Genomic DNA, 17,896 nt, shown 5'->3' with positions numbered 1-17,896 from the left:
GGGGATTTCTAAATCTCATCCTTGGTAGTCCGGATCAGGCTTATTCCTGTAAAGAAAAATAATACACCTATAATACCTACTACTATAAGCGTAGTAATTTGTGCATTATGATTAATTATCCCTACGCCGGTAAAAATTAGTCCTATTATACCAAGCACCGTAAGTATTGCTCCAAAAGTTCGTTTTAAGTTCATAACAGATTGCCATTTTTATAAAAGCTTTTTATAAAAAACAAATAGCACTCCAATAATTTATTTTACATTTATTGGATTTTTAAATCTTAGCTATGACACCTCAAATAGGCTTTTTAATTGTTGTTTTTATTTTAGCGGTGATAATCTTTTCATCGTTTGTGTCTGTTAAACAAGGCACTATAGTAGTAATTACTGTTTTTGGTAAGTATCGCCGCATACTTACACCGGGCTTAAATTTTAAGATTCCGTTTATTGAAACCATTTATTCAAAAATATCTATCCAGAATCGCTCTGTTGAGCTGGAGTTCCAGGCGGTAACGTTTGACCAGGCCAATGTTTATTTTAAGGCGATGCTGCTGTACTCGGTATTAGATCAGCAGGAAGAAACCATTAAAAATGTTGCCTTTAAATTTGTTGACGAGCGTAACCTGATGCAGGCGCTGATCCGTACGGTTGAAGGTTCTATCCGGGCATTTGTGGCTACCAAACGCCAATCAGAAGTATTGATATTAAGACGTGACATTGTTGAACACGTAAAAGAGCAGCTGGATGTAATACTGGAAGGTTGGGGTTATCACCTGCAGGATCTGCAATTGAATGATATTACTTTTGATGAAGTAATTATGAAATCAATGAGCCAGGTAGTGGCATCCAATAACCTGAAAGCCGCTGCCGAAAACGAAGGACAAGCATTATTGATTACCAAAACCAAAGCTGCCGAAGCAGAAGGTAATGCCATTAAGATATCGGCTGAGGCTGAGCGCCAGGCATCACAATTGCGCGGCCAAGGTGTGGCTTTATTCCGCGAGGAAGTGGCCAAGGGTATGTCAGTGGCTGCAAAAGAAATGCAGCAGGCTAACATGGATACTTCGGTAATATTATTTACCATGTGGACAGAATCCATTAAACACTTTGCTGAAAACTCAACCGGTAATGTTATATTCTTAGATGGATCAACCGATGCTATGCAACAAACCATGAAAGAAATGATGGCGTTAAACCAATTGCATAGTGCACCTGTCAAAAAGTAAAAATTACTTTTGCTAATGATGGATCTTAGGGTAGTGCGGTGGGTTGTTACACTTTTTTTAGGATTTGCTGCTTTTAGCGGCATGGCGCAGCCTTACCGCACTTTAACGGCTGATGATTTTAGAGGAATACCGGGTAGCTACGGTGGAGAAGTAGTTGCCTATACCAATTGCTCTATTGATTTTAAGTATCAGGCCCGCCGGGAAAAAAATTATTACCTGCTTAGTTTTGATATTGAGCTAACTATGAACAATAATAAATCATGGATAGACAAGCGGCAGATTACTTCGCCAGCTATGCTTGCAGAAATTTTACGGCACGAACAGGGGCATTATATTATTGCTTACATGGAGCAGCAAGAGTTGTTAAGAGCGGTTACCAAAACCGTTTTTTATGCCGATTATCAAGCACAGGCATCAGCAATTTTTAATCGTATTGATGCCAAATACAAACAACTGAACCACGATTATGATGAGGATACCCAGCATATGGTAAACCGGCAGCAACAGCAAAGCTGGAACGCCTATTTTAAAAAACGCCTGGAATACGCACCGTCTGTTGATGATGGGCGTTAATTGTGTAGGATTACATTCACTTTTAACATTCCCTGTTAAATTTTGTTAAACCCTTACCTATTTGCCAGCATGGCACGTAATAATAACAGATAAACTTTTACCTTTAGGATAAGGTTTCTTATTTTCGCGACATAACAGCGTGTTATAGGAAGTTGAGGTTGATTTAAACGATGGTTTTATCTCAATTCTCATATCCCACATCTCATATCTAAATAAAAAAATGGAAGAGTTTGAAGCAAGTGCATCAGCAAAAAAGACTAAAACGATATATATATCAACTGTTTTTGGTATTGCCATGGTGCTGTCAATGGTTGGGCTGCTGGGCCTGATTTTGGTTGAGGCCAATAACCTTTCGCGCTATGTAAAGGAAAATATTGTACTGAATATTTTTGTTGATGATGCCGCGCATGAAACAGATGTGTTGCAACTGCAAAAACAACTGGACGCTAACCCAATGGTAAAACAAACCCAGTACGTAAGTAAGGAACTGGCTGCCCGCAATCTTCAGAAAGATCTGGGTGAAGACTTTGTGAAGTTTTTGGGCTATAACCCGCTATCACAATCACTGGATGTTTACCTGAAGGCTGATTATGCCAACAATGCCGACATTGAAAAGTTTAAAACACAGCTGCTCAAAAATCCACTGGTTAAAGAAGTAAAATACCAACAATCACTGGTTGACCAAATGAACCAGAATATTACTACTATCAGCTTAATTATTTTGGCTTTTGCGGGTATATTTGTAATACTCTCAGTAGCGTTGATTAATAATACTATAAGACTGGCTATTTACTCGCAAAGATTTTTAATTAAATCAATGCAGTTGGTAGGTGCCACTAAGGGCTTTATCCGTAAGCCGTTTATTTTGTATGGCATCTGGCATGGTATTTTGGGTGCCCTGATTGCTATAATAATTTTATTGGGTACCCTGTCACTCGCCTACAAGGAAATTCCGGATCTGATTATCCTCAGAAACTATACAGAATTTGGGCTCATATTTGTGGTAATTATAGGGCTGGGTATCTTTATATCAGGCTTCAGTACCTTTTTGGCGGTGAACAAGTTTTTACGTTTAAAAATATACAACTTATACAGATAGACTGTTGATTTCGGAGATCGGATTTTCGATTTCGGATTTAAGCAGAAGCTTCTTTAATAAAAAGATCATTAAATAAAATAAAAAATATTATAACATGGCACAAAAACAACCAAGCGGTCCGGTAAAAACAGCAGCTACTGCTAAACCTGCAGCCAAAGTTCCTGACTCAAGTTCAATTCATTTTATTTTTGATAAGGGTAACTATCGCCTTCTGATAATTGCCATTGCAGTTGTGGCATTTGGTTTTATACTGATGTCTGGTACTACCGATATTTACAGCACTACCAAAATTGTTATTGCACCACTGGTAGTATTAGGTGGTTTTGCAATAGGATTCTTTGCTATTTTCAAAAAGCCAACCACCAATTAGTGAATGGTTGATTAAGTTGATTGGGTAAATGGTTTTATTCGGTCAACTCAATCAAATAGTCTAACTCAATCAACCTATAAACACACACAATGAACATTATCCAGGTTATTATCCTTGCTATTATTGAAGGATTAACGGAGTTTTTGCCGGTATCATCAACCGGGCACATGGTTATTACCAGCTCATTAATGGGCATCAGCAAAGATGAATTTGTAAAGCTTTTTGAAATTGTTATCCAACTGGGCGCTATACTGGCCGTGGTAGTGCTTTACTTTAAACGCTTTTTCCGTTCGGTTGATTTTTATATTAAGCTGATCATCGGCGTTATACCTGCTGTGATTTTAGGCTTACTGCTTAAAAAACATATCGACAAACTATTGGAAAGCCCTTTGGTTGTGGCCATTGCTTTTGTATTAGGTGGTATCATCCTTTTATTTGTTGACGAATGGTTTAACAAGCCGACCGTTATGGAAGAAAAACAAATTAGTCGCCTTACCGCCCTAAAAATTGGCTTTTTTCAGTGTTTGGCTATGATACCGGGTGTTTCACGTTCGGCGGCTTCTATAGTTGGGGGTATGTCGCAGAAACTGAGTCGTACTGCTGCTGCTGAGTTCTCTTTCTTTTTGGCAGTGCCTACCATGTTCGGCGCTACTATAAAGGACCTGTGGGATTTTCACAAACACAATACCCTTACCAGCGATCAGCTGCACCAGGATATTCAGTATTTACTTATTGGTAGTGTGATTGCCTTCATAGTGGCTTTATTGGCCATTAAAAGCTTTATTACCTTTTTAGAGAAGAAAGGCTTTAAATTATTTGGCATTTATAGAATAATAGCTGGGATTGTTATCATTATCCTTTATTTTACAACAAACGCATTGCATACAGCATAAATAAAAAGGAGGGTAATGCCCTCCTTTTTATTTAATATAACAAATGATCATAAGGATACCGCTCGGTATGGATTGCTTTTACTTCTTCGTAAAGCAATGATCTGAAATCATCAACATTTTCTTTTTTAGTAGCCGATATAAATAAAGCGGGACTGTTGTTTTTAGCCATCCAGCTGTTTTTAAAATCGTGCAGGGTAATGGGTTCAGTCTGCTCTTCAATGCCGTGATGTTCGGGCTCAAAGGCATCAATCTTATTGAAAACGGTAATTACGCGTTTATCAATAGCACCTATTTCTTTTAATGTTTCATTTACGGTGTGGATCTGATCTTCAAAGTTAGGGTGAGAAATATCAACCACATGGATCAAAATATCTGCTTCGCGAACTTCATCCAACGTAGATTTAAAACATTCAACCAATTGGTGAGGCAGTTTACGGATAAACCCTACGGTATCTGATAACAGGAAAGGTACATTATCAATCACCACTTTGCGTACGGTAGTATCTAGCGTGGCAAACAATTTATTCTCGGCAAATACTTCAGATTTTGAAAGCATGTTCATGATGGTTGATTTCCCTACGTTGGTATAACCCACCAGTGCCACACGCACCATTTGCTGGCGATTTTTACGCTGTGTTTCGTTCTGCCTGTCTATGTTTTTTAATTTATCCTTCAATAATGATATTTTGTTGAGGATTAAACGACGGTCAGTTTCAATCTGCGATTCACCTGGTCCACGCATACCGATACCACCCTTCTGGCGCTCTAAGTGGGTCCATAAGCGGGTTAATCGTGGTAATAGGTATTGTAACTGGGCCAGCTCTACCTGTGTTTTTGCCTGTGCCGTTTGTGCACGACCGGCAAATATATCCAGTATCAGGTTATTGCGATCAAGGATTTTTACCTGTAGTTCGTTTTCAATATTACGCAGTTGTGAAGGGGTAAGCTCATCATCAAAAACTACCATATCAATTTCTTCGGCGGTTACAAAAGCTTTGATATCTTCCAGCCTGCCCGATCCCACGAAAGTGGCCCTATCAGGTTTCTGCAATTTTTGGGTAAAGTTCTTTACCGTTTCAGCACCTGCCGTAGCTACCAGAAACTCTAATTCTTCTAAATATTCTTTTGCCTGTTCATCTGTTTCGCCCTGGGTTATTACGCCCACTAAAACAGCACGTTCCTGCTTCACAGCAGTATCATAAAATTTTTGCTTCATTAAAAATGAATTAACAATGGAAATGCCAAACTACTGCCTGGCTGGTATTTAATATACGCCCGCTTATTGCTGTGTTTAATAATAGTTCAATAAGAAGGCGTTTACAAAGGTAATATGTTATTTACTATTCATCGCCATATAATCTAAAGTTAAGTTACACATGGCTTTAACTCCCAGCGGAAATGCACTTTCATCAATATAAAAATCAGAGGAGTGGTTTACCGGGGCAGTCAGTGGGTCGCCACCTTTTGGCAATCCTCCTAAAAAGATGAAAAGAGCGGGTACTTTTTGGCCATAAAAGCTAAAATCTTCGGCACCAGTAACCGGATCTGCAAGCTTTGTATTGGCTACGCCCGTGGTTTGTTGTAAAGATGGCAGCATTTTGGCAGTCAGCTCCGGATTGTTATAGGTAACCGGGTAATGGGTTGAATAAGTAATATGCGCAACGGCTCCCTGAGCCTCGGCTGTTTTGGTGGCTATATCGTTAACACGCTGAATCAGTAATTTTTCATCGGCATTAGTAAAGGCCCGTAAAGTGCCCAGCAACACCGCCGAATCTGGTATGATATTAAAGCGGTTGCCTGCCTTTATTGAACCAATGGTTACTATGGCTGGGTTTTGGGTGATGTTAATATTGCGGCTAACAATAGTTTGCAAGCTGTTGATAATTTGTGCCGATATAACAATAGGATCTATCCCTCCCCATGGCGCTGCACCGTGGGTTGATTTACCCTTAATTACAATTTGCACACTATTTACACTGGCCATAGCGCCACCTGGCCGATAGGTAATTGTACCCACAGGCAGATAAGAAAAAATATGCATCCCAAAAATGGCATCTACTTTAGGGTTTTCTAAAACACCTTCTTTTACCATTTCTTCGGCTCCGCCAACCTCACCGGGATCAAGGCCCTCTTCGGCTGGTTGAAAAATAAATTTTACGGTTCCATGCAGTTCACTTTTCATGGAGGTGAGTATTTCTGCTGTTGCCATTAACATTGCCATGTGCGAATCATGGCCGCAGGCATGCATTACACCCACTTCCTGCCCGTGGTACATGGTTGTTACCTTTGATGCAAATGGAACGTTGGTATGCTCGGTAACGGGCAAGGCATCCATTTCTGAACGAAGCGCTATTACCGGGCCGGGTTTGCCGCCTTTTAATATGCCTACCACACCGGTAGTGGCTATACCTGTTTTTACTTCCAGACCCAGCGATTGCAGGTGCTTGGCAATAATGGCCGCGGTACGGAACTCATGGTTCCCCAGCTCGGGATGTTCGTGAAAATCGCGGCGCCAGGCTATAACCTGGGTTTGAATAGAATCGGCTTTTTTGCTGATTTGTGCTCTTAGTGATGACGTTTGAGAAAATGCCGGTAAAGCAGCAGTGCAAAGTAATAGTAGGTATAGTTTCTTCATGCTAAGGGTTTTATCCCCCTAATATAAAAAAAAGAAGGATGGCTTTTTGAAAAACCATCCTTTTTGTATTGATGTATTGAGCAGAATTAACGCCTTATGTGCGTTTTATACCAGCTCGGCTACTTCGCTTGCCTCATTTTCTTTTTTAGATTTAGCCTTATTCAAGGTTTCCAAATCATCATCAGAAACCAGGGTAATAGATAACCCCATTTTTTCAGCGATGGAAACCAACAGCTGAAAATCTTTTTCTGACTTGCCTGATACAATTGCAGCTGACATCTATTTATGGATATTTTGTTATAAAACTGTTTTGATTTTTAACTCATTCATCTGCGTTTCGGCAATGGTTGATGGGGTATCAATCATCACATCGCGACCAGAATTATTTTTAGGGAATGCAATCACATCACGGATTGAATCCAAGCCTGCAAAGATCGAACACAAGCGGTCGAAGCCTAATGCTAAACCGCCATGTGGTGGTGCACCATATTCAAAGGCATCCATCAGGAAGCCGAATTGCTTTTGTGCCTCTTCAGGCGAAAAGCCTAAATGCTTAAACATCAACGCCTGTAATGTGCGGTCATGAATACGGATAGAACCACCGCCAATTTCCGAACCATTAAGCACTAAGTCGTAAGCATTGGCACGTACATCGCCTGGTGCGGTATCCAGCAAGGCAATATCCTCAGGTTTTGGTGAGGTGAACGGGTGGTGCATGGCATGGTAACGGCCCGATTCTTCGTCCCACTCCAACAGCGGGAAGTCCAGTACCCAAAGCGGTGCAAAGGTGTTTTTATCGCGTAAGCCTAAACGGGTTCCCATTTCCAGGCGAAGCTCGTTTAATTGCTTGCGTACTTTGTCGGCTTGTCCGGCTAATACAAACATGATATCGCCCGGTTCGGCTTCAAATGCTGCTGCCCAGTTGGTTAGGTCATCTTCGTTATAAAACTTATCAACTGATGATTTTAATGTACCATCGGTATTGTAACGGCAATAGATCATGCCGGTAACACCAATTTGAGGGCGCTTTAACCATTCGGTTAACTCATCAATTTGCTTGCGGGTATATTCGGCACAACCTTTAGCGTTGATACCTACTACCAGCTCGGCATTATCAAAAATGCCAAAGCCTTTTCCTTTTACAATATCGTTCAGTTCAACAAACTGCATCCCGAAACGGATATCAGGTTTATCGGATCCATATAAACGCATAGCATCGGCATATTGCATACGCGGGAAGTTATGCAGATCAATCCCTTTTATGGTTTTGAACAGATGGCGGGTTAAGCCCTCAAAAATGTTTAAGATATCTTCCTGCTCAATGTAAGAAAGCTCACAATCTATCTGGGTGAATTCAGGCTGACGATCAGCACGTAAATCCTCATCCCTGAAACATTTTACAATCTGGAAGTAACGGTCGAACCCGCTTACCATCAGCAATTGTTTAAAGGTTTGGGGCGATTGTGGCAAAGCGTAAAACTCACCAGGATTCATGCGGCTTGGTACCACAAAGTCGCGAGCACCTTCGGGGGTTGATTTAATCAGCACCGGGGTTTCTACCTCGATGAAGTTTAATCCGTCCAGATATTTACGTACTTCCTGTGCCATTTTGTGGCGCAGCATCAGGTTGTTGCGGATAGGGTTACGGCGCAGATCCAGGTAACGGTATTTGGCGCGAAGCTCTTCGCCACCATCAGTTTCATCCTCAATCATAAACGGAGGAATTTTTGATGGGTTTAGTACCTCAATATCGGTTACTTCGATCTCAATTTCGCCGGTAGAAAGCTTTGCGTTTTTGCTGGTACGCTCAATTACGGTACCGGTAACTTTTATCACAAACTCACGACCAAGGCCACGGCTTTTTTCGCGCAGGGTAGCGTCCGAATCGGTGTTAAAGATCAGCTGGGTTAAACCGTAACGGTCGCGAACATCAATAAAAGTTGTTCCGCCAAGGTCGCGTGATTTTTGCACCCAACCGCATAATGTAACCGTTTTACCTAAATGGCTGATATTTAATTCGCCGCAAGTATGTGTTCTGAGCATGGTACTGATTTGTAAAGTTTGCAAAAGTACATTTTTGAGTCGAAAGGTGAAAGATTTAATAAAGGAAGGGAATAATCACATAGCCCCACCTAAATCCTCCCCGGTAGGGAGGACTTAAAAAAAGTGGTCGAAGCTAAAGTCTCCCCAACCGGGGGAGATTATTCATAGCTATCATTTTTTCTTTATGGCATTCATGAGGGCTTCGCCGTTTAGAGGGGCTCTTCCTTCAAAAAGAAAACAATTTTCAAACCCCATCATTTAATTTTATATTTACTAACCAATGCAAACCGCTGAAATATAATAGTATACCACGCTGCTGTCAATTTTATTTTTTTAGGCTGATAATAAAAATAAAAAACATCATGAAAAAAGTAAATATCCCCGAAGGCTATCCACAGTTGATGCCTTACCTGATTGTTGCGGATGCTGCTGCATTTATTGAATTTACCAAAAGCGTTTTTGGTGCCGAAGAACGTTATAAAGCTATGCGCGATGAAAAGCTGATAATGCATGCCGAAGTAAAAATTGGCGATAGTGTAATTATGCTGGCAGATGCAACTGAACAATACACAAAACAACCCGCCGGATTATTCGTTTATGTTGACGATTGTGACCAGGTTTATGCAAAGGCACTGGCAAATGGGGCTACAACCAAAATGGAACCTGCCGACCAAAGCTATGGCCGCAGCGCAGGAATAAATGATGCTTTTGGCAATACCTGGTGGATCACTTCGGTGTGATTTCCGGGATGGTTTACCGGTTTAAGTTTTACATTTGCTAATTGAAATAAATCCGGATTTAAAAATTCGAAATTCTTCTTCGTTCATGATAAAAAAACTCCTGCTTTTTGTTTTTCTATTCTTGCTTATACAGCTTAAGGCCCACGCAAATTTTAATTATGATGCCAATTGTGTTGACGCCTACAGGGCCATTATGAGTTTAAGGCTGAACGAAGCCCGGCAACTGATCCAAAAGGAAAAACAACAAAATCCGCAGAATGGTATTACCGTATTGCTGGATAATTACATAGATTATTTTGGCTTACTGGCCTCCGAAAACAAAGCAGACTATGAACGACTGAAGGACAACAAGGCTAAGCGGTTGTCTTTACTGGAGGATAATGACAGCAATTCGCCTTATTACCTGTTTGCACAGGCAGAGGTATACCTGCAATGGTCTTTCTTAAAGGCTAAGTTTGGCGATTATGTATCATCGGGCTTTGATGCTAAAAAGGCCAATGGTTTGCTGAAGGATAATGCTGAAAAGTATCCTGATTTTTTACCAAACCAGAAAAGCCTGGCCCTGGTAAATGTGATCTTCGGTTCCATACCTGCTAACTTTAGAAGCGTCACCCGTTTTTTGGGGATGAACGGTAATGTACAGGCAGGCGTAAAACAACTGGAAGAGCTGCGTACCACGCTGCCCAAAACCAAATACAGCTTTTATAATGATGAGGTGATCTTCTTTTTATGCAATATAAATATTGACGCATTGCACAATTATGGCGCCTATCCAAAGTTAATCACCTATCTATCGGGTATGGAAAACAATAGTCTGCTGAAATCTTTTTTGCAGGGTTATGTGGCTTCCAAATCGGCACATAATGATGATGCTATTGCTTTTCTGGAAGCGAGGCCAAAGTCCAACGAGTACGTGAGCCTGCCTATGATCAATTATCTTTTGGGCTGTGCCAAGCTGAACCGCATGGATGAGGATACCCCCATGTTTTTGAATGCTTATGTACGTGAATTTAAAGGTACCAGTTATATTAAGGATGCCTATTTAAAGATGGGTTATTACTACCTGCTGCAAAACGATGCCTCAAAATACGAAGCTTATGTAAAACTGGCCCAAACCAAGGGTTATGCCACTGATGAAAAAGACAAACAAGCCCTGCGCGAAGCCAATGATACCAAACCGGACCTGGACCTGTTAAAGGCCCGGTTTTATTATGATGGGGGATATTATAGCAAAGCTTTGAATCAGCTGAATGGCAGAGAGGTAAACAGCTTTGCACTGATAAGAGACAAAACAGAATACTATTACCGCCTGGGCAGGATTTACGAACGCACCGACAAACCCAATGAAGCGCTTTCGGCCTACCAAAGGGCCATTAACAATGGCAAGGCAACCAGATACTATTATGCCGCCAACGCAGCGGTAAGCATAGGCCGTATTTTTGAAGAAAAACGCGATTATACCAAAGCCGCCGATTACTACCACCAGGCCCTGGAGATGAAAGATCACGAATATCAGAATGATATTGATAACGATGCCAAAGCGGGGTTAAAGAGGATTGGGAAGTAAGGGTGGGTGATTATTTCCCCCGTCGTCTTGGCGAGGAACGAAGCCATCTCTACAGAGGACAATCAACAGCACGGCATTATTTCATTTAACAAGCTTTTATCTCCCTGATCTGTATAGTTTAGAGATTGCTTCATTCTTCGCAATGACGCTTTTTTATTTTGTCCGTCCGTTCTGAGTAGCGGTACCTCCGGACGACCGGACAAGATTAGTACCCCCAATTGCTCCATAAACCAATCGTCATCGCAATAACAAATGTTGATGCATGTTTTCTATCCCCTGTCCAATTTTTTATCTTAGTTGCGAAATAGATTAAGCGTTTGGCTCAACCGTAACCTTAAAGCGAAAACCAACCATTACAGCCAATTTAATTGTAGCAAACATGAAAAATTCATCAGGAGTGGCCCAGTTATTTTTAAGAATAGCTATGGGGAGTATATTTTTAATAGTGGTGATGGATAGGTTGGGTTGGCTTGGTGCGCCGGGAAGCCACGGCGTTTCATGGGGCGACTGGAAGCACTTTATTGACTATACCAGTACGCTGCTGCCTTTTTTGAACCGTAGCCTTGCCAATTTTGCAGGCCTTATAGCAACCATTGCCGAAGCATTATTTGGCCTGTGCCTCATTATCGGGCTAAAAATAAAATGGGTTGCCCTGGGCGCTGCCATTTTAACGCTTTGCTTTGGGTTGAGTATGGCTGTATTTGTAAGCCTTAATGCACCATTCAGTTACCCCGTTTTTGTGTTTACCGGTGCAAGCTTAGTACTCTCGGGCCTTAACCGTTACCAGTGGAGCATTGATAATTATTTAGCAGGTAAAAAGGTATAACCAAATAACGTTATTGATTTGTTATTTTGTCCGGCCGTCCGGAGTGGTAGGGGTAGGACAAGCGGACAAACTGTTGCCGCTTTGCAAGGATTAAACCGGAAGATTTTTGTTTTTCAGAAACCTGATCTTTAACGATTTTATGCTACGTTTATAAACGCATAATTTCAAATTGATATTTAAAAAATGCCTAAACCATGAGAAAGATATTTAAAAGTGCTGTCATTGTTATAGTCCTCATCACCAATCTTATAAATATAGCATCAGCTCAACAACCCAAATCGTTGTATAACATTGTTGTTGATGATGGGGGTGGTTTTGCTTCATTTGATGGCAAAAATTACATTACTATTCAGGTTTATCTAAATAACAATTCGAATGATACGCTTTATTACCGGGGAGCTGACTGTTATAACTTACTTTTTTCAATGAGGAGCAATCCCTATTTTCATTTAGCGAATGACGTTTGTCATCAAAGTGGGTATTTAAAAACAGTGCTTCCACCACACAGGTCACAGAAAATGACATTGTACTTAATAATGGATAAGGCCCCCAGCGGAGATGGTTCGATACCTGTTAATATGAATCTTTACAAATGGGGTGGCGATGAGGGTAAGCCAGGTAAGCAACTATTGTATGGCAACTTATCTGATTCAATCTTATTGCATTATAACAGCAATCATCAAAATTATTTGACGAAAAAAGACTTTGAAATTCGAGTTGAAAAAGAAAAATCTATTTTACCCGATAAAGATATTTATTTGCTTACCGATAACGACCGAAAATTATATACGCTAACAGTAGAAAATGCCAAAATTAGTGTGCCGCGGGATACCATAATAGCAAGGGAAAACAACAAATCGAAAAAAGCTAAAGCAGTTACGGTACCATTGGTTTTGCATAATAACAGTAATGATACGCTCAGATTTTATACCATGACATGTTCGTGGTATATTTTTTTTGATACAAATGTTAGGGGAATTGGTATATCGGGCTGGGCTTGCGACAAAAACATTCCAGATCTTATAACCATTGCACCTTATAAAGAATATAAAAGAAATTTGAATATCGATTATCAACCCAATATAAAGAGCGGTAGCCGGTATAGGATAAGCATGAGTTTGTTAAAGGATCCAGGTAAATGGATTTGGCCTAGAGAATATGTACGCTTTAATAAGATTTGGAGCAATGAGATAGCTATTCAGTAAGCACTTTTCTTGCGCTCGACTATGACGAGTGCTTAACGTGGTTTTACGTTTGTAACGTAAACAGCACTATTTTCAGCTTAGCCAATCTTACTATTTGCTAATGTGCGATACAATCGCACTGCCATATTAAGCACTCGTTGTAAACGAGCGCAAGAAAGGATGAAAGATTATAAAGTTTAAATTTAAAAATTGAAAAATACTCCCTCTTAACCCCTTTCTTAAGAGATTAGCTTTCACTGAGCAACCAGGAAACTGTATATATTATGTTGATTGTTTTGTCCGCTTGTCCGGGGCCGATGCTATGCGGACGAACGGACAAGATTGATAGGGTTAATGCCCTGCGGGATGGTGTTCAATACAAAAATAAAGCAAGTAATTGAAATAAATGGTGACACTAGTTTGTCAGTAGATGTGTTTCTTCTTCCCCTCTTTCCACCGAAGGTGAAGAGAGGGCGACGAGCGAAGCAACGTCGGGGTGAGTCAAAACGCCAATGCATTTACGTTGATGCCGCTCGCAGATCTACTCACCCGATCTACGCTGCGCTGGATCACCCTCTCTTCGCTGCGCGGAAAGAGGGTTGAAAAAAAATTATTATAATTCTTTTGTCCGTTCGTCCGGAGGTAACCGTATCTGGAAGCGGACGGACAAACGCTAACCATCACTCCACGGTAAACCTCACCAGCTTTTTCATGGCCTGTTGGTGATGCTGATTTACGTTTTGCTTCAGGGTTTCAAAATCGAAATGATGGTTGGTACCACAATCCAGCAGATTCATGTACGCTGATGGTTTGGTGCTTTCAAAGTATTCGAGCAGTACACTGTTCCAAATGAGCTGGCAATTGCCGGTGGTGCGGGTTATGATCTCATACACGCCATCTTTAAACTCAATATGACGGATATGGCTCGATTCGAGGTTGCCTTGCGGGTAATAGATCAGGATGTTACCAGGAGTGTTGAGCAAAGAAGCCGCATAGTCCAAACTTTCGCCGACAGAGCGTTTGCCGGGATCAACAGAAAAAGAACCGAAGTATTTCAGGAACCAGTTTTTCTCCATCTGCTTTTTTACCGACATGGCGTAAATCCCTTTTATGTTTTGCTTTTTGTTGAGGAGCTTAAAGCATAAATAATGAGCAAAAAAACCATCCAGAAAACCAAAATGATTACTCATTAACAGGTAGGAATGGTCCGGTTTTATATCAATTTCATTGAGCACCATTTTATTAAAGCGCTTCCTGAAAAACCAGATCAGGATAAGCGAGCTCCACTTAATTAGCGTAAAAGGAAGAGGTTTTGCCTTAATAATCATAACAGTAAACCGGTTAAGCGGGTAGCGAAATCTTTTTTAATCATTTCATGCCCCTCATTTAAAACAACAACCTCTGCCTGTTTTAGCTTCGCGATAAACGCTTTGCCAATACCCGGTGGGAAGGCTTTGTCTTTTTTACCAAATATAAAAATGCTTTTAATGTTTTGCTGTTGCAGGGCCTGTAATAACCTATCCTCATTGGTTTCTAAAAACCGCAGATAGGTGAAGCAGGCGTAAAAGTTAAAGCGGAGTTCGGCAGTGGCAATTTCGTTAAACAGAATTTGGTAGGCTTCGGCATCAATGGCCCTTACCCGTTTAAACAATTTTAATGCTTTAAGCAGGAAGCTTTTGTGCAGGGCCAGTTTCTCCAGTATTTTATTGCCCGTTTTATTTTTGCTGAAAAAGGTAATGAGCGCCCCCGGCTCAAGGGCAGATGGCGCCGCTATGATGTATTCATCAATTAAAGGCGATAACTGTTCCGTAATGGCGGTGGCATAATGGGTACCCATAGAGTAACCGATAACCGAAAAACGGCTGATGTTTTTATACGCGCAAAATTCGGTAATCAGATCAGCCAATGCTTCTTTGCTGATTCCCTTTTTTACAGCCGTGATACTTTGATCATGCAGTTTGGTTTCTTTATGAAAAAAAAGGTCGAACCCATAAAAGGTGTATTTTTCGCCGAGGGTAGTTTCCAGCAGCTTAAATTGCTTGCCGTGCATACCATAACCGTGAAAACACAACATGGCTTGCGGTCCACCACCAAATTGGTAATAGTGCAGTTTAACCAGTTGATTTTCGAAGTAATGGTCGGTCATTTAAGTTCAAATTCTTTGAAGCGGTTATGCCTGAACGTGCTAAACGTTGGTATCAATTAAAGCAATGGCCCAGGCGTAATCACCATCGTGCGAAATGCTTAGGCTGATTTTAAACCTATCGGGATTTTGGTGGACGATAACCTGCGGCTTACCACCTGCTTTTTGACGGATGATCTCTATTTTTTTCCAGCCCAGGGTTGCTGTATCTACCTGCTTAATGGCTTTGTAAACAGCTTCCTTTGCCGCCCAGGTGGATGCATAATGCAGAATAGCATTATCAAACTGATTGCAATAGGCTATTTCGGCAGGAGTATAAACTTTGTTTTTGAAGAGTTCATTAAACGAAGCTTTAAAATCAGGGATAAAAACCAGGTCGTTGCCAACGGTACAATTGGTGGCCGCTACCAGTTCATCCAGCGATTTTAAAATTTCATTCTCCATCAACGCCTAGCCCCATAATGTTAAAGCCGCCATCAACAAAGTGAATATTGCCGGTTACTTTTTTAGATAGATCTGAAAAATAGTAAAGCGCAGCATCACCCACATCGCTTGCAACAATATTACCCAGTGGTGCGGTAAACTTGCCTATTTTACGCAATTTGCGTACCCCTAAAATACCGCCCGATGAAGTGGTCATTACTAAGCCTGCGGATATGGCATTCACCCTAACACCCTGATCCCTGAAATCACTGGCCAGGTAAAGCATAATGTTTTCTAACGCAGCCTTGTTAATGGCCATGCCTGCATAACCCGGAAATACCCTTTGCGATGCATTATAGGTAAGGGTTAAGATAGATGCATTTTTAGCCAGCAGAGGCTTAGCCACCCTGCTAATGCGCAATAACGAATAAGCACTGATGTTGAATGAATCCATCAGGTCCTCAAACGGAATATCGATATAAGACGGTGCCGGCAGATCGCTGCCTGGCAAACTGTAGCACATTACGGATTGGGTACCGAAAGCCACGCCATGCAACACATAATCAATCGGTCCGGCTTCCTCATACACCATCTGCATAAAGGCGGTTATCTCCAGCTCATTGCGCACATCAACCTCGGCTGAAAGACGGGCGTCCATGCCATTTTTCTGCATCAGGTGTAATACCTCGTCCTTGGTTTCAGCAACGTAACTCAAGGCTACTTTGCAACCCGACTGGTGCAGTTTTACAGCAATATCATAAGCGATGGAGCTTTCGTTCCGAACGCCAAAAATTACCGCTATTTTATTTTTATTATCAATCATTTAAATATCTCTTGAAACCAGCATAGCGCTATTGGTGCCACCGAAGCCATAGTTTAAGCAGGCTATCCGGTTAATTTCTTTGGCAAATGCCTTCTGCGGAACCAGGTGACGGTAAGCAGCCAATGGTTTATCGGGCCCTGTCCAGTTTTCATTTTTCTGGAAGCCTTCCAGCTCAGGGTTCAGCGTTTCGGAGTTGAGGCATGGCAATACCTGCTGGTTTTTCAGCATCAGCAAAGCGGTAATCAACTCAACAGAACCAGCTCCACCCAGCATGTGCCCAAATTGTGATTTTGGTGCCGACATGTGGTAACCTTCATCGCCCAAAGCATCCACTACGCTTAATAACTCCACCGAGTCGCCAACCGGGGTAGATGTACCATGCATTTTTACTACATCGGGTCTTAAGCCTTTATCAGGCAACAAACCTTTCCAAAGTCTTTGCTGCCCGGCAAATGATGGATAAAACATATCGCCATCACCATCAGAATTATTAAAGTATTCATTAATCACTCCAATAATATTAGCGCCACGTGCTTTAGCCATTTCGTATTCTTCCAAAGCCACAATACCAGCACCGAATGAGCATACAAAACCATTGCGGTGGATATCAAATGGTCGTGAACTTTCCGCAGGACTAAAGCCTTTGCTCAGTATCATCATGCCATCAAAGCCAATAAAGGTTTCTAAAGCAGTGCCTTCAACCCCACCAGCAATGGCCCTATCCTGTAAGCCGAATTTTATTAAGCGATAAGCATGACCTATATTACCCAAACCTGTTGCACAGGCGGAGGTAATAGATTCACATACCCCTTTTGTTTTAAGCAGACAGGAAATATTAGCAGCCTCGCGGTATGACATACTACGATCAACCGTATGGGCACCGGCAATACGTGCCTTTTTACCCATCTGGAAAAAGTAATGCCAGGCTACCCTCAGTATCTGGTTGCCTGCACCGCCTGATCCTACTACCACACCGGTTTGTTCCGATTCTATTTCGGCTTTGGTCCAGCCGGCCATTGTAGTGGCCTCCTGTGCGCCAAGCATGGCCCAAATGCTGCCCATATCAGCTGTCGACAGGTTAGCATCAGGTATACGGCCCAAGGTATCAATATAGGTTTCCGGATATTTTTCAGTAATAGGCGCCCAAACTGCTTCAAGACCCATCTCTGCTTCGGTGATGTAGCCCGATACTGTTGAGCGGATCTGTTTTTCGTATTGAACGGCCAGATCCCACTGCCTTACCAGGCTTTGATTGGTAAACAGCTTCTGATCAAACTCATTCAAATCTTTACAGGCCGGGAAAGCTCCGCCCATGCCTACAACCGCTACTTTTCTGCCTGCTACCTGCATAA

19 protein-coding genes are annotated in these 17,896 nt (G+C 41.6%); 9 read left to right on the top strand and 10 right to left on the bottom strand.

Features of this window, described 5'->3' with window-relative positions; all coding sequences use genetic code 11:
* Window positions 1-8: 8 nt before the first annotated feature.
* Complete coding sequence (locus tag JN11_RS13000) at window positions 9-194, bottom strand: hypothetical protein (RefSeq protein ID WP_144913181.1); 186 nt, start codon at window positions 192-194, stop codon at window positions 9-11.
* Between the two features lie 92 nt (window positions 195-286).
* On the opposite strand from JN11_RS13000, the gene JN11_RS12995 reads away from it, so the two are divergent.
* The 5 genes from JN11_RS12995 (at window position 287) to JN11_RS12975 (ending at window position 4,160) form a co-directional block, all read left to right on the top strand.
* Window positions 287-1,225, top strand: a complete 939-nt coding sequence (locus JN11_RS12995) for an SPFH domain-containing protein (RefSeq protein WP_144913179.1) — start codon at window positions 287-289, stop codon at window positions 1,223-1,225.
* Window positions 1,226-1,240: 15 nt separating this feature from the next.
* Window positions 1,241-1,798 carry a DUF922 domain-containing protein gene (locus tag JN11_RS12990; RefSeq protein WP_144913177.1) on the top strand — a complete coding sequence of 186 codons (558 nt, stop codon included), beginning with the start codon at window positions 1,241-1,243 and terminating at the stop codon, window positions 1,796-1,798.
* 220 nt (window positions 1,799-2,018) lie between these two features.
* A complete protein-coding gene (locus JN11_RS12985; RefSeq protein WP_144913176.1) occupies window positions 2,019-2,897 on the top strand; it encodes a cell division protein FtsX in 879 nt (292 codons plus the stop codon).
* Window positions 2,898-2,991: 94 nt separating this feature from the next.
* Window positions 2,992-3,267 (top strand): DUF3098 domain-containing protein, encoded by a 276-nt coding sequence (locus JN11_RS12980; RefSeq protein WP_144913174.1) that lies wholly within the window; start codon window positions 2,992-2,994, stop codon window positions 3,265-3,267.
* Window positions 3,268-3,356: 89 nt separating this feature from the next.
* A complete protein-coding gene (locus JN11_RS12975; protein WP_144913172.1) occupies window positions 3,357-4,160 on the top strand; it encodes an undecaprenyl-diphosphate phosphatase in 804 nt (267 codons plus the stop codon).
* A gap of 31 nt (window positions 4,161-4,191) precedes the next feature.
* Here JN11_RS12975 and hflX read toward each other — a convergent pair whose 3' ends face one another.
* From hflX to aspS, 4 genes are all read right to left on the bottom strand, one after another.
* Window positions 4,192-5,376, bottom strand: coding sequence for a GTPase HflX (gene hflX / locus JN11_RS12970; protein WP_144913170.1), 1,185 nt, complete (start codon window positions 5,374-5,376; stop codon window positions 4,192-4,194).
* Between the two features lie 117 nt (window positions 5,377-5,493).
* Window positions 5,494-6,795: an amidohydrolase gene (locus JN11_RS12965; protein ID WP_144913168.1), complete on the bottom strand. Its 1,302-nt coding sequence runs from the start codon at window positions 6,793-6,795 to the stop codon at window positions 5,494-5,496.
* A 105-nt stretch (window positions 6,796-6,900) separates the two neighbouring features.
* The gene (locus tag JN11_RS24445) at window positions 6,901-7,074 is read right to left on the bottom strand and encodes a hypothetical protein (RefSeq protein ID WP_170227751.1); all 174 of its coding nucleotides are present in this window, start codon (window positions 7,072-7,074) and stop codon (window positions 6,901-6,903) included.
* Between the two features lie 18 nt (window positions 7,075-7,092).
* A complete protein-coding gene (gene aspS / locus JN11_RS12960; protein ID WP_144913167.1) occupies window positions 7,093-8,838 on the bottom strand; it encodes an aspartate--tRNA ligase in 1,746 nt (581 codons plus the stop codon).
* Window positions 8,839-9,200: 362 nt separating this feature from the next.
* Here aspS and JN11_RS12955 point away from each other — a divergent pair, with 362 nt between their 5' ends.
* The 4 genes from JN11_RS12955 to JN11_RS12940 all read left to right on the top strand — a co-directional run bounded on the left by JN11_RS12955 (window position 9,201) and on the right by JN11_RS12940 (window position 13,176).
* Window positions 9,201-9,578 carry a VOC family protein gene (locus tag JN11_RS12955; protein WP_144913165.1) on the top strand — a complete coding sequence of 126 codons (378 nt, stop codon included), beginning with the start codon at window positions 9,201-9,203 and terminating at the stop codon, window positions 9,576-9,578.
* 85 nt (window positions 9,579-9,663) lie between these two features.
* Window positions 9,664-11,145, top strand: coding sequence for a tetratricopeptide repeat protein (locus JN11_RS12950; protein WP_144913164.1), 1,482 nt, complete (start codon window positions 9,664-9,666; stop codon window positions 11,143-11,145).
* 379 nt (window positions 11,146-11,524) lie between these two features.
* Window positions 11,525-11,971 (top strand): DoxX family membrane protein, encoded by a 447-nt coding sequence (locus JN11_RS12945; protein ID WP_144913162.1) that lies wholly within the window; start codon window positions 11,525-11,527, stop codon window positions 11,969-11,971.
* A gap of 194 nt (window positions 11,972-12,165) precedes the next feature.
* A complete protein-coding gene (locus JN11_RS12940; protein ID WP_144913161.1) occupies window positions 12,166-13,176 on the top strand; it encodes a hypothetical protein in 1,011 nt (336 codons plus the stop codon).
* Window positions 13,177-13,835: 659 nt separating this feature from the next.
* On the opposite strand, the gene JN11_RS12935 is transcribed toward JN11_RS12940, so the two are convergent.
* Genes JN11_RS12935 through JN11_RS12915 form a run of 5 tightly spaced genes read right to left on the bottom strand, consistent with a single transcriptional unit; the run spans window position 13,836 to window position 17,894 of the window.
* Window positions 13,836-14,483, bottom strand: coding sequence for a 1-acyl-sn-glycerol-3-phosphate acyltransferase (locus tag JN11_RS12935; protein WP_144913159.1), 648 nt, complete (start codon window positions 14,481-14,483; stop codon window positions 13,836-13,838).
* Window positions 14,480-15,301, bottom strand: a complete 822-nt coding sequence (locus tag JN11_RS12930) for an alpha/beta fold hydrolase (RefSeq protein ID WP_144913157.1) — start codon at window positions 15,299-15,301, stop codon at window positions 14,480-14,482. Before JN11_RS12930 ends, JN11_RS12935 begins: the two co-directional genes overlap by 4 nt.
* 39 nt (window positions 15,302-15,340) lie before the next feature.
* A complete protein-coding gene (locus tag JN11_RS12925; RefSeq protein WP_144913155.1) occupies window positions 15,341-15,742 on the bottom strand; it encodes a holo-ACP synthase in 402 nt (133 codons plus the stop codon).
* Window positions 15,732-16,544 carry an enoyl-ACP reductase FabI gene (locus JN11_RS12920; protein WP_144913154.1) on the bottom strand — a complete coding sequence of 271 codons (813 nt, stop codon included), beginning with the start codon at window positions 16,542-16,544 and terminating at the stop codon, window positions 15,732-15,734. Before JN11_RS12920 ends, JN11_RS12925 begins: the two co-directional genes overlap by 11 nt.
* Complete coding sequence (locus JN11_RS12915) at window positions 16,545-17,894, bottom strand: beta-ketoacyl-[acyl-carrier-protein] synthase family protein (protein WP_144913152.1); 1,350 nt, start codon at window positions 17,892-17,894, stop codon at window positions 16,545-16,547.
* Window positions 17,895-17,896 lie beyond the last annotated feature (2 nt).

The organism is Mucilaginibacter frigoritolerans, assembly GCF_007830615.1.
In the GTDB taxonomy this organism is placed as follows: Bacteria; Bacteroidota; Bacteroidia; order Sphingobacteriales; family Sphingobacteriaceae; genus Mucilaginibacter; species Mucilaginibacter frigoritolerans.
Note: the sequence above shows the minus strand (reverse complement) of the source record. Positions and strands in the feature narration are given on the sequence as shown.

Bases quoted from the DNA above. Each gene is read 5' to 3' on its own strand.
- JN11_RS13000 (WP_144913181.1), bottom strand. From the start codon at position 194: ATGAACTTAAAACGAACTTTTGGAGCAATACTTACGGTGCTTGGTATA.
- JN11_RS12995 (WP_144913179.1), top strand. From the start codon at position 287: ATGACACCTCAAATAGGCTTTTTAATTGTTGTTTTTATTTTAGCGGTG.
- JN11_RS12990 (WP_144913177.1), top strand. From the start codon at position 1,241: ATGATGGATCTTAGGGTAGTGCGGTGGGTTGTTACACTTTTTTTAGGA.
- JN11_RS12985 (WP_144913176.1), top strand. From the start codon at position 2,019: ATGGAAGAGTTTGAAGCAAGTGCATCAGCAAAAAAGACTAAAACGATA.
- JN11_RS12980 (WP_144913174.1), top strand. From the start codon at position 2,992: ATGGCACAAAAACAACCAAGCGGTCCGGTAAAAACAGCAGCTACTGCT.
- JN11_RS12975 (WP_144913172.1), top strand. From the start codon at position 3,357: ATGAACATTATCCAGGTTATTATCCTTGCTATTATTGAAGGATTAACG.
- hflX (WP_144913170.1), bottom strand. From the start codon at position 5,376: ATGAAGCAAAAATTTTATGATACTGCTGTGAAGCAGGAACGTGCTGTT.
- JN11_RS12965 (WP_144913168.1), bottom strand. From the start codon at position 6,795: ATGAAGAAACTATACCTACTATTACTTTGCACTGCTGCTTTACCGGCA.
- JN11_RS24445 (WP_170227751.1), bottom strand. From the start codon at position 7,074: ATGTCAGCTGCAATTGTATCAGGCAAGTCAGAAAAAGATTTTCAGCTG.
- aspS (WP_144913167.1), bottom strand. From the start codon at position 8,838: ATGCTCAGAACACATACTTGCGGCGAATTAAATATCAGCCATTTAGGT.
- JN11_RS12955 (WP_144913165.1), top strand. From the start codon at position 9,201: ATGAAAAAAGTAAATATCCCCGAAGGCTATCCACAGTTGATGCCTTAC.
- JN11_RS12950 (WP_144913164.1), top strand. From the start codon at position 9,664: ATGATAAAAAAACTCCTGCTTTTTGTTTTTCTATTCTTGCTTATACAG.
- JN11_RS12945 (WP_144913162.1), top strand. From the start codon at position 11,525: ATGAAAAATTCATCAGGAGTGGCCCAGTTATTTTTAAGAATAGCTATG.
- JN11_RS12940 (WP_144913161.1), top strand. From the start codon at position 12,166: ATGAGAAAGATATTTAAAAGTGCTGTCATTGTTATAGTCCTCATCACC.
- JN11_RS12935 (WP_144913159.1), bottom strand. From the start codon at position 14,483: ATGATTATTAAGGCAAAACCTCTTCCTTTTACGCTAATTAAGTGGAGC.
- JN11_RS12930 (WP_144913157.1), bottom strand. From the start codon at position 15,301: ATGACCGACCATTACTTCGAAAATCAACTGGTTAAACTGCACTATTAC.
- JN11_RS12925 (WP_144913155.1), bottom strand. From the start codon at position 15,742: ATGGAGAATGAAATTTTAAAATCGCTGGATGAACTGGTAGCGGCCACC.
- JN11_RS12920 (WP_144913154.1), bottom strand. From the start codon at position 16,544: ATGATTGATAATAAAAATAAAATAGCGGTAATTTTTGGCGTTCGGAAC.
- JN11_RS12915 (WP_144913152.1), bottom strand. From the start codon at position 17,894: ATGCAGGTAGCAGGCAGAAAAGTAGCGGTTGTAGGCATGGGCGGAGCT.